The following is a 10130-nucleotide window of genomic DNA, read 5'->3' on the forward strand; positions in this document are numbered from 1 at the left end:
CGCGCCGGGGACTGGGCCCCGGCTTCCGCCGGGGAGGGGAATGGGGACGAGGGCAATGCGCAAGACACTGACGGCAATAGCACTGGCGCTGGCCACGCCCGCTGCCGCCCAGCAGACGACCTTCATCCATGCCGGCCAGCTCCTCGACCGCCCCGGTCAGTCGCCCCGCGGCAACAGCACGGTCGTCGTCCGCGACGGCAAAGTCGTCGAGATCCGGGACGGTTTCGCTGCTCCGGACGCCGGCGCGACCGTCATCGACCTCAAGGACAAGTTCGTCCTCCCCGGCCTGATCGACATGCACGTTCACCTGCTCGGCATCGGCGGCGATCCGCAGCGCGCCCGGCTGCTGGCGCTCAACACCGAGTTGGCCGACGAGCTCATGTACGGTGCTGGCAACGCGCGCGCGACGCTGATGGCCGGCTTCACCACCGTACGCGACCTGGGTGGGGACGCGCGCGGCATCCGCGCGTTGCGCGACGCGGTGGAGCGTGGCGATGTGGACGGCCCGAGGATCGTCAACGCCGGCGCGCCGATTTCCGTCACGGGCGGACATGGCGATCCGCTCAACGGCCTCGCCGAGCCATACGCGCATGCGGTGGCCGAGACGGTCGACAACACCTGCGACGGACCGGAGGACTGCCGCCGTGCGGTGCGCCGTCAGGTCGGATCAGGGGCACAGGTGATCAAGTTCATGGCGACCGGCGGCGTGCTGTCCAACGTATCGGGCGGACTGGGTCGGGCGATGGAGCCGGCCGAGATGAAGGCGGTGATCGACACCGCGCATGGCCTGGGCCGCAAGGTGGCGGCGCACAGCCACGCCGCCGAGGGAACGCGCGCGGCGGTGGAGGCCGGCGTCGATACGGTCGACCACGGCACCTATCTGGACGCCGCGACCGTGCAGCTGATGAAGGCGCGCGGCACCTGGCTGGTGCCGACGATGATGGCTCCGCGTGCGGCACTGGCGCAGGCGCGCGCCGGCGCGCTGCCGCCCGCGACCATTCCCAAGGCCGAGGCTGCAGGCGCGGTGGCGATGGAGAGCCACAAGCGCGCGATCGCGGCCGGCGTGAAGGTAGCGTTCGGCACCGACACGGGCGTGTCGAAGCACGGCGACAATGCGCAGGAGTTCGCACTGATGGTGGGGGCAGGGATGACCCCCGCGCAGGCAATCCGCGCGGCCACGTCGGGCGCGGCGGAGGCGCTGGGTCGCGACGATCTGGGCGCGCTGGCGCCCGGCATGGCGGCGGACGTTATCGCGGTGTCCGGCTCGCCGATCGATGACGTACGCCGGCTGGAGCGGGTTGAGTTCGTGATGAAGAACGGCCGCGTCGCCAAGCCGTGACGGTTGAGCGCGCCGGGGGCTTGGCCTACAGCCCACCCCTGCCATCGATTCAGTACAGGACGACCATGACCGACAATGTTTCCGCCGAACAACTCCGCCAGTTCATCGAGCGGATCGAGCGGCTGGAGGAGGAAAAGCGCAGCTTCGCCGAGGACATCAAGGATGTGTATTCCGAGGCGAAATCGACCGGGTTCGACGCCAAGACGATGCGCAAGATCGTCGCGCTGCGCAAGATGGAGAAGCATCATCGCGACGAGGCGGACGCGCTGATGGAGACGTATCGCCAGGCGCTCGGGCTGCATTGAGGAGTTTCGCCCGATGGCCGGCCATTCGAAATACAAGAACATCATGCACCGCAAGGGCGCGCAGGATAAGAAGCGCTCCGGGCAGTTCTCCAAGCTCAGCCGCGAGATCACCGTGGCGGCCAAGATGGGCCTGCCCGACCCGGACATGAACCCGCGCCTGCGCGCGGCCGTCAATGCCGCCAAGGCGCAGTCGATGCCCAAGGACAACATCCAGCGCTCGATCGATAAGGCCGCGCGCGGCGACGCGGAGAATTACGAGGAGGTTCGGTACGAGGGGTTCGGCCCCGGTGGCGTGTCGCTGATCATCGAGGCGCTGACCGACAACCGCAACCGCACCGCCACCAACGTGCGGATCGCGGTAAGCAGGAACGGCGGCAACCTTGGCGCGTCGGGCTCCGTCAGCCACGGTTTCGACCGATTGGGGCTGATCTCTTATCCCGCGGCGGCCGGCGACGCGGAAAAGGTGTTCGAGGCGGCGCTGGATGCTGGCGCGGAAGACGTCAGCTCCAGCGAAGATGGCCACGAGGTCTGGACGGCGATCGCGGACCTGCACGAGGTTGCCAAGGCACTGGTCCCCGTGCTCGGCGAGGCGGAAGGCGCGAAGCTCGCCTGGAAGCCGCAGACCGGCGTCGCGGTGGGCGAAGAGGACGCGGCGACGCTGTTCAAGCTGATCGACGCGCTGGACGACGACGATGATGTGCAGACGGTTTGGGGCAATTACGAGATATCGGATGAGGTGATGGAGCGGTTGGGGTAGTTCCCCTCAGGCAAGCGGGAGGGGAGCAGTGATCATTCTCGGCCTCGACCCCGGCCTGGGTACCACCGGCTGGGGCGTGATCCGGGCCGAGGGCAACCGGCTGTCGCATGTCGCCAACGGGCGGCTGAAGACCGACACCGCCGCCAGCCTCGCGCGCCGGCTCGCGCACCTCGACACGATGCTGGCCGCGCTGCTGGTCGACCATGCGCCTGATGCGGCGGCGGTCGAGGAGGTGTTCGTCAATGCCAACCCGCAATCGACGCTGAAGCTGGGGCAAGCACGCGGCGTCGTGTTGCTCTCTGTCGCCCGCGCGGGCATCGAGCCCGGCGAATATGCCGCGCGTCTGGTCAAGAAGGCGGTGGTCGGCACGGGCGCGGCGGAAAAGCCGCAGGTGCACGCCATGGTCGCGCGCCTGCTGCCGGGCGTGAAGATCGATGGCGCCGACGCCGCCGACGCGCTGGCGGTCGCGATCTGCCACGCGCACCATCTGGCGAGCGCGCGGCGCATCGCCTAGGCAGAACGCATGATCGCCCACCTGAAAGGCCGGCTCGACGCAACCGGCATCGATCATGCGGTAATCGACGTCGGCGGCGTCGGCTATCTGGTCGGCTGTTCCAGCCGCACGCTGGCGGCGCTGGGACCTGTAGGCGAGGCGGCGACGCTGCACTGCGAGATGCTGGTGGGCGAGGATTTCCTCCGCCTGGTCGGCTTCGCGGGCGCGGCTGAGCGCGACTGGTTCCGGCTGCTGACGGGGGTCCAAGGCGTCGGCGCGCGCGTGGCGCTGGCGATCCTGTCGGCGCTCGATCCTACCGAGATCGCCCGCGCCGTCGCCGCCCAGGACAAGGCGACGGTCGCGCGCGCGAACGGGGTAGGGCCGAAGCTGGCGGAGCGGATCGTGCGCGAGCTGAAGGACAAGGTCGGCGGCGTGGCGCTGGGTCCTGCGGCGGCCGCGCAGATCGCGCCGGTCGGCGCGGCGGCGGATGCGGCGTCGGCACTGCTCAACCTCGGCTTCAGACCCGCCGAAGCCGCCAGCGCCGTCGCGGCGGCGGAGGAGGAACTCGGGCCGGGTGCGACGCTCGACGCATTGGTCCGGCTGGCGTTGAGGAAGGCGGCGCGGTGACGCGGTTGTTTGCCGCCATACGCAAGAGGAGTATCACGTCCAAATGACGCAGCTCACCATCTCCGTGCCGCCCGCGCTCGACAACTGGGTACAAGCGCGGTTGTTGGAGGGGCGTTATGCTGACGCTGGCGACTATCTTCGCGACCTCGTACGACGTGATCAGGGCGACGACGCCGACGATACGGCTTGGGTGCGCGCCATGGTGGAGGAAGGGTTCGCGTCCGGGATCGTCGAGGCGGAGCCGGAAGACGTCCTCAAGGAGATCATGTCGCAGCTCGCCGATGGCTAGGTTGCGATTGAGCGCCGCCGCGCAACGCGACCGTGCGCAAATTCAGGCGAACGGTGCCGGCAACTTCGGCATAGCGGCGTCGCTGAAACACATGGCCAAGTTCGAGCGGCTATTCGCTCTGCTCCGGGAGCAGCCGTTCGCCCGGCCGGCGCGTCCGGATAACGGGCTGGATGTTCGGCTGCTGGTCAACCCGCCGCCCCGGGTTCTCTACCGCGTGCGCGGAGAGCAAGTCGTCATTGGTCGCGTTCTGCATGCTTCGCGCGATGTGCATCGGGGTATGGGCAGGCGGTGACCGACGACCGCCTCCTCACCCCCGCCCGTCGTCCCGACGACGTCGACGCGGCGCTGCGGCCCAAGTCGCTCGACGATTTCGTCGGCCAGCGGGCCGCGCGCGAGAACCTGCGCGTGTTCATCGCCGCCGCCAAGGCACGCGGCGAGGCGCTCGACCATGTGCTGTTCTTCGGCCCGCCAGGCCTCGGCAAGACGACGCTGGCGCAGATCGTCGCGCGCGAGATGGGGGTGGGGTTCCGCGCCACGTCCGGGCCCGTCATCGCCAAATCTGGCGATCTCGCGGCGCTGCTCACCAATCTGGAGGACGGCGACGTCCTGTTCATCGACGAGATCCACCGCCTCCAGCCCGCCATCGAGGAGGTTCTATACCCAGCGATGGAGGACCGCGCACTCGACCTGATGATCGGCGAGGGACCGTCCGCGCGTTCGGTGCGTATCGACCTGCCCCGCTTCACGCTGATCGGCGCGACGACCCGCCAGGGCCTGCTGACGACGCCGCTCCGCGACCGCTTCGGCATTCCCGTGCGGCTGCAATTCTATTCGGTCGACGAGCTGACCCGCGTCGTGGCCCGCGCCGCGGGGCTGCTCGGCCTTGCCGTCTCCCCCGATGGCGCGACCGAGATCGCGCGCCGCGCCCGCGGCACCCCGCGCATCGCCGGCCGGCTGCTCAGGCGCGTGCGCGACTTCGCCCATGCCGCCGGTCACGAGCTGGTCGACGCCAAGGCCGCGGACGGCGCGCTCAACCGGCTGGAGGTCGACGGGCTCGGCCTCGACGCGATGGATCGCCGCTACCTCACCATGATCGCCGACATCTATCGCGGCGGGCCGGTCGGGGTGGAGACGCTCGCCGCCGGCCTGTCCGAGCCACGCGACACGATCGAGGAGGTGATCGAACCCTATCTCATCCAGCTCGGCCTCGTCGCCCGCACCGCACGCGGTCGCTGCCTCAACGCCGGCGGCTGGAAACACTTGGGGCTGACTCCGCCGGCGGGATCGCAGGACGAGCTGTTCGACTAAGTCGGCCGCGCGATCACCAGCCCGACTGCGGCGATCCGCTCCACCTGCGCATAGGCTGGCTGATCCAGATCCTCGCTGAAGATGTCGGGATCGAGTTCGTGATAGTCGATGGCCAGCCCTGCGTCGCCGAGCTGAGCCGTCAGCTGCTCGAGCAGCACGTCGCGTCCGTCGACGATCGACACGCCCGTATGGAGGATCAGCTTGCCGCCCGGTGCCAGCAGACGGACCCCCGCCAGCACCCATTCGAGCGACAGCCTCGCCCCATACAGGTCGCCACCGTCGCGGTAGGCCCGTCCGTCGCCATCCATCATGAACGGCGGATGCGTGACGAACAGGTCGAACGGCCCGTCGAGCTCATCGGGCGTCGAGGCCGTGATCGCGGTGTGGGACAGACCGGCGAATTCCGCGTTGATCGACGACAGGAACAGGGCCTTGGGATTAATGTCCGCCAGCGTCAGCTGCGACCTCGGCTGACCACGCGCCGCGGTGATGCCGCCGACCCCGGCACCCGCGCCGTAATCCACGATCCGCGCGCCCGGTGCCAGGCTGCCCATTTGCGCGACGATGAAGTCGGCGAAGCGGTAGCTGTCCGGGCCAAGGAACACGGCATCGTGCGCGGTGGTCGGATAAGCCGAGTGCAGGAACAACGTGTCGCGCACCGACGACACCCGTAGCGTCGCCTGCAACAGCCCGTCGGGCCGCTGCCGAAGCGCCTCGCCCTCACGCAGCAGCTCGAGGATCTCGGACGGCACCACATCAGGGCCAAAAGGCAGGCTCCAGCCAAGCACGTCGCGCAGGCTCCGCGCCTCCTCGCGTCCGGGCCGGCCGATCACCCGCGCATGCGTCGCCGGCGTGGCGGTGACGAAGCGATAGCCATCGCGGTCGAGCCCTCGGAGCAGCGCCAGCAGCGCCTCGCGCCGGTGGTCGATCGGCGGATGCGGCGCGTGGATCGCCAGATCGGGCTCGGCAAAGGTCGTTTCCATGTCGGCGCGAACCGCCCGACGCGCCGAAGCGTTCCAGAATCCGCGCGGACGCTTGCTCCAGATTAGCCACTTTGCCGGTTCACGCTTCCTTGTGGCCGGACGGGCCGAAATGCGCCGTGGCAGCGTCGAACCTGATCTGATACCCGCCTCGGATGCCCTCCGCCGCCGCGTCCGCCCGCGAAATCCTGACCCGCCTGCACGACGTCATGGCCGGACGGCAGCCGGCGCAGGCAAAGCTCAATCAGGTCGTCAACATCATCGGCGAAGCGATCGATAGCGAGGTGTGCTCGATCTACCTGCTGCGCGACGGCGTGCTGGAACTCTACGCCACGCGCGGGCTGGCGCAGGAGGCGGTGCATGTCACCAAGCTGGCGCTGGGCGAGGGGCTGGTCGGCACCATCGCCGAGCAGATCGAGGTGCTCAATCTCGACGAAGCCGCCAGCCACCCGGATTTCGCCTACAAACCCGAGACGGGCGAGGACCGCTTCCACAGCTTCGCCGGCGTGCCGGTCATTCGCCGCGAGCGCGCCGTCGGCGTTCTCGCCGTGCAGCACACCGACCCGCGCAAATATGCCGATGTCGAGATCGAAGCGCTGCAGACCGTCGCGATGGTGCTGTCGGAGCTGATCGCCAATGCCGGGCTGATCGACGACCGCGCCGCCGCCGGCACCCGCGCGCAGCCGACCGCCGCCGTGCGCATTCCCGGGCAGAAGCTGGTCGAGGGCATGGGCGCCGGATACGCGGTGTTCCACCAGCCCCGCATCGTTATCGAACACACCGTTGCAGAAGACACCGACGCCGAGCGCCACCGCGTCTATGCCGCGTTCGACAAGATGCGCGAAGGCATCGACCGCATGGCTGCCCAAGCCGAGTTCGGCGTCGACGGCGAGCACAAGGAGGTGCTCGCGACCTACAAGATGTTCGCCTATGATGAGGGCTGGTCGCGGCGCATCAACGAGGCGATCGACTCAGGGCTTACGGCCGAGGCCGCGATCGAGCGGGTGCAGCAGCGCACCCGCCAGCGCATGCGCCAGATCGACGATCCACTGCTCGCGGATCGGATGCACGACCTGGAGGACCTCTCCAACCGCCTACTGCGCACGGTGTCGGGGCAAATGGGATCGGCGGCGAAGCTGGGGCTGCGGCAGGACACGATCCTGATCGCGCGCAACCTGGGGCCGGCCGAGCTGCTCGAATATGACCGCCGCCGGCTCAAGGGCGTGGTGCTGGAGGAGGGCTCGCTGACCGCGCACGTCACCATCGTCGCACGCGCGATGGGTGTGCCCGTGCTGGGCCGCGCGCGCGACATCCGGCGGCAGGTGTCCGAAGGCGACCTGCTGCTGCTCGACGTCGGCGAGGGCACCTGCTTCGCGCGGCCCACCCCGGCGATGGAGGAAGCGTTCGCGGTCGGCATGCAGCTGCGCCAGAAGCGCAAGGCTGCGTTCGCCGCGCTGAAGGATGTGCCCCCCGTCACCCGCGACGGCGCGCGCATCACCTTGATGGTCAACGCAGGACTGCGTGACGACGTGGCGGCGCTCGACATGACGGGCGCGGATGGAATTGGGCTGTTCCGCACCGAGTTCCAGTTCCTCGTCTCAGCCACGCTGCCGCAACGTGAACGCCAGCAGCGGCTATATCGCGAGGTGCTCGACGCGGCGGGCGACCGGCCGGTGATCTTCCGCACCGTCGACATCGGCGGCGACAAGGCGCTGCCCTACCTGAAGGGCCATGTGGCCGCCGAGGAGAACCCGGCGATGGGCTGGCGCGCGATACGGCTAAGCCTGGAGCGCGAGGGCCTGATGAAGGCACAGGCGCGGGCGCTGATCGAGGCAGGCGCGGGGCGCACGCTCAACGTGATGTTCCCGATGGTCAGCGAGCCGTGGGAGTTCGACGCCGCGCGCGCGCTCTTCGAGGCGCAGCGCGCCTGGGTGGCGCGGCGCAACCGGCGGTCTCCAGCGGAGATTCGCTACGGCGCGATGCTGGAGGTGCCGGCGCTGGCCGAACAGCTGGATGTACTGTTGCCCAAGGTCGATTTCCTGTCGATCGGCACCAACGACCTGACCCAGTTCCTGTTCGCCGCCGATCGCGCCAATCCCAAGCTGGCGGAACGCTATGACTGGCTCAGTCCGTCAATCCTGCGCTTCCTTGCGCGCGTCGTCGGGCCGACGCGTGAAGCGGGCGTACCGCTGGCGGTCTGCGGCGAGATGGGCGGGCGACCGCTGGAGGCGATGGCGCTGATCGGGCTGGGCATCGATCGGCTGTCGATTACCCCGGCCGCGATCGGCCCGATCAAGGCGATGGTGCGCTCGCTGGATCGCGCCGCGCTGATCGAGGCGATGACGGGCTGGCTCGCCACGCCGCCACGCGATCTTCGCGCCGCTCTGACGACGTGGGCGGAGGGGGAAGGCGTCGAGTTGGCCTGAGGTGTGGACGAGTTGTGGGGGCTTTCGTTGACTTGGGTCAAACGCTCTGGGATTGATCGGCGGGCGGACTTTCACCGCAACCGGAGGTTTGATGGACGAAGACGCGCCCGGCTCCGACATGCCCGCCGCCCCCGAGCGGGTGGGCGACATCCTCCGCGCGATGCGCGAACGCCAGGGACTGTCGCTGGCCGAGGTCGCCTCGCGCACCCGTGTGCCGCAGCGGCATCTGGAGGCGATCGAGGTCGGCGATTACACCGGCCTGCCGTCGATCACCTATGCCACGGGTTTTGCGAGAGCCTATGCGCGTACGATCGGCGCCGATGAGGTCGAGGTCGCGCGTGGCGTGCGCGCCGAACTGGCGGGGGTGACCCGTCCGCAGCGGCCTTACCAGCCCTATGAAGCGACCGATCCGGCGCGCGTTCCGGCGAAGGGCCTGGCGATGATGGCGCTTGGACTGGCGCTGGTGCTGGCGGTGCTGGCGGGCCTGTACTTCGCGACGGACCTGTTCCGCAGCGGCCGTGGGGCTTCGCCGGCTACGGAGGTGGCTACGGTGACGCCGGATCCCGCGATCGCCGCCGCGCCGGCGCCCGCCGCCGCAGTGGCGCCGGCCGGTCAGGTGCTGGTGACCGCTACCGACGAGGTGTGGGTTCGCATCTACGACGGCGGCGGCAAGACGCTGCATCAGGGCGTCCTGCAGGCTGGGCAACGATTCGACGTTCCCGCAGGCGCCACGGATCCGATGATCAACGTGGGCCGCCCCGACAAGATCGTCATCACGCTGAACGGATCGCAGTTGCAGGGGCTGGATCTTGGCGCCGACCCGATCAAGGACGTGCGGGTAAGCGCGGAGGCGCTGCAGGCGCGCGCAGCCGGCCGATCGCCGCAGCCCGCGCCGGCCGCATCGCCAACTCCGCCTTCGACGAACACCGCGTCCTCTCGGGAGCAGCCACGCACCGCGCGAGCAGAGACGGAGGCCAAGAGCCCGGCCGCTCAGACCCGCCGGTCTTCGGAGCGGTCGCGCTCGACACCAGCCCTAAGCGAAACACAGCGCGCGAACCTGGCGGCGGCACCGATCGCGACGGCGGCGACACCACCGCCAACCGACGCGCAATGAACGCGCTGGCGGCGCACACTGTCTTTCCGCTATGGTAAACGCGGTCAGTTCAGTGTCCGTGAGGGTGCCCATGCGTAATCGTCTGCTCGTCGCTTTCCTGGTCGCGCTCGCCGGCACGGCTGGTGCGCAGGCTCAATCGCCCGTCGAGGGCCGCGTCTCCAAGCTTGAGAGCGAGATGCGTGCGGTGCAGCGGCGTGTGTTTCCCGGCGGCTCGGGCGCCTTGTTGTTGCCGCAGCTGGAGGCTTCGACAGCGGTCAGTCAGCCGGCGGGCACTCCGGCGGCGAGTGCGCTCGCCGATCTGACCTCGCGCGTCTCCTCACTCGAGAGCCAGTTGACCAGCCTGACGGGGCAGGCCGAACAGGTCGGGTATCGCGCCCGCCAGGTGCAGGAACAGTTCGACACCTATCGCCGCGCGACCGACGCGCGGCTGGCCGCGCTGGAGCGCGCGACCCCTGCACCCGGCGCGGCGGCGGCGGCGGTCGACGACGAGGC

Annotated in this window: 11 protein-coding genes and 1 pseudogene; 11 read left to right on the forward strand and 1 reads right to left on the reverse strand. The window is 69.4% G+C overall.

Going from position 1 to position 10130, the window contains the following annotated elements:
- Positions 1-55: 55 nt before the first annotated feature.
- The 8 genes from JWN21_RS13265 (at position 56) to ruvB (ending at position 5118) form a co-directional block, all read left to right on the forward strand.
- Positions 56-1339 carry an amidohydrolase family protein gene (locus tag JWN21_RS13265; protein WP_299651084.1) on the forward strand — a complete coding sequence of 428 codons (1284 nt, stop codon included), beginning with the start codon at positions 56-58 and terminating at the stop codon, positions 1337-1339.
- 65 nt (positions 1340-1404) lie between these two features.
- Positions 1405-1644, forward strand: a complete 240-nt coding sequence (locus JWN21_RS13270) for a DUF2312 domain-containing protein (protein ID WP_299651087.1) — start codon at positions 1405-1407, stop codon at positions 1642-1644.
- A 13-nt stretch (positions 1645-1657) separates the two neighbouring features.
- Positions 1658-2401 (forward strand): YebC/PmpR family DNA-binding transcriptional regulator, encoded by a 744-nt coding sequence (locus JWN21_RS13275; RefSeq protein ID WP_299651090.1) that lies wholly within the window; start codon positions 1658-1660, stop codon positions 2399-2401.
- Positions 2402-2429: 28 nt separating this feature from the next.
- Entirely contained in the window at positions 2430-2915 is a 486-nt protein-coding gene (ruvC, locus tag JWN21_RS13280) for a crossover junction endodeoxyribonuclease RuvC (protein WP_299651093.1), read from the forward strand.
- Between the two features lie 9 nt (positions 2916-2924).
- Entirely contained in the window at positions 2925-3521 is a 597-nt protein-coding gene (ruvA, locus tag JWN21_RS13285) for a Holliday junction branch migration protein RuvA (protein WP_299651096.1), read from the forward strand.
- A 43-nt stretch (positions 3522-3564) separates the two neighbouring features.
- Positions 3565-3810: a type II toxin-antitoxin system ParD family antitoxin gene (locus JWN21_RS13290; protein WP_299651099.1), complete on the forward strand. Its 246-nt coding sequence runs from the start codon at positions 3565-3567 to the stop codon at positions 3808-3810.
- A 7-nt stretch (positions 3811-3817) separates the two neighbouring features.
- On the forward strand, positions 3818-4102 hold the full coding sequence (locus JWN21_RS13295; protein WP_299651102.1) for a type II toxin-antitoxin system RelE/ParE family toxin: 285 nt from the start codon (positions 3818-3820) through the stop codon (positions 4100-4102).
- Positions 4099-5118 carry a Holliday junction branch migration DNA helicase RuvB gene (gene ruvB / locus JWN21_RS13300; protein ID WP_299651105.1) on the forward strand — a complete coding sequence of 340 codons (1020 nt, stop codon included), beginning with the start codon at positions 4099-4101 and terminating at the stop codon, positions 5116-5118. The genes JWN21_RS13295 and ruvB overlap by 4 nt, the downstream gene beginning before the upstream one ends.
- On the opposite strand, the gene JWN21_RS13305 is transcribed toward ruvB, so the two are convergent.
- Positions 5115-6101, reverse strand: coding sequence for a methyltransferase (locus JWN21_RS13305; RefSeq protein ID WP_299651108.1), 987 nt, complete (start codon positions 6099-6101; stop codon positions 5115-5117). The two genes, ruvB and JWN21_RS13305, sit on opposite strands and share 4 nt — an antisense overlap.
- Positions 6102-6253: 152 nt before the next feature.
- On the opposite strand from JWN21_RS13305, the gene ptsP reads away from it, so the two are divergent.
- The 3 genes and pseudogenes from ptsP to JWN21_RS13320 all read left to right on the forward strand — a co-directional run.
- Positions 6254-8524, forward strand: coding sequence for a phosphoenolpyruvate--protein phosphotransferase (gene ptsP, locus JWN21_RS13310; protein WP_299651111.1), 2271 nt, complete (start codon positions 6254-6256; stop codon positions 8522-8524).
- A gap of 91 nt (positions 8525-8615) precedes the next feature.
- Positions 8616-9638, forward strand: a complete 1023-nt coding sequence (locus tag JWN21_RS13315; protein WP_299651113.1) for a helix-turn-helix domain-containing protein — start codon at positions 8616-8618, stop codon at positions 9636-9638.
- Between the two features lie 70 nt (positions 9639-9708).
- Positions 9709-10130, forward strand: a pseudogene (locus tag JWN21_RS13320) (hypothetical protein); the annotation flags it as partial.

The sequence above is a fragment of the Sphingomonas bacterium genome (assembly GCF_028292945.1).
In the GTDB taxonomy this organism is placed as follows: Bacteria; Pseudomonadota; Alphaproteobacteria; order Sphingomonadales; family Sphingomonadaceae; genus Sphingomonas.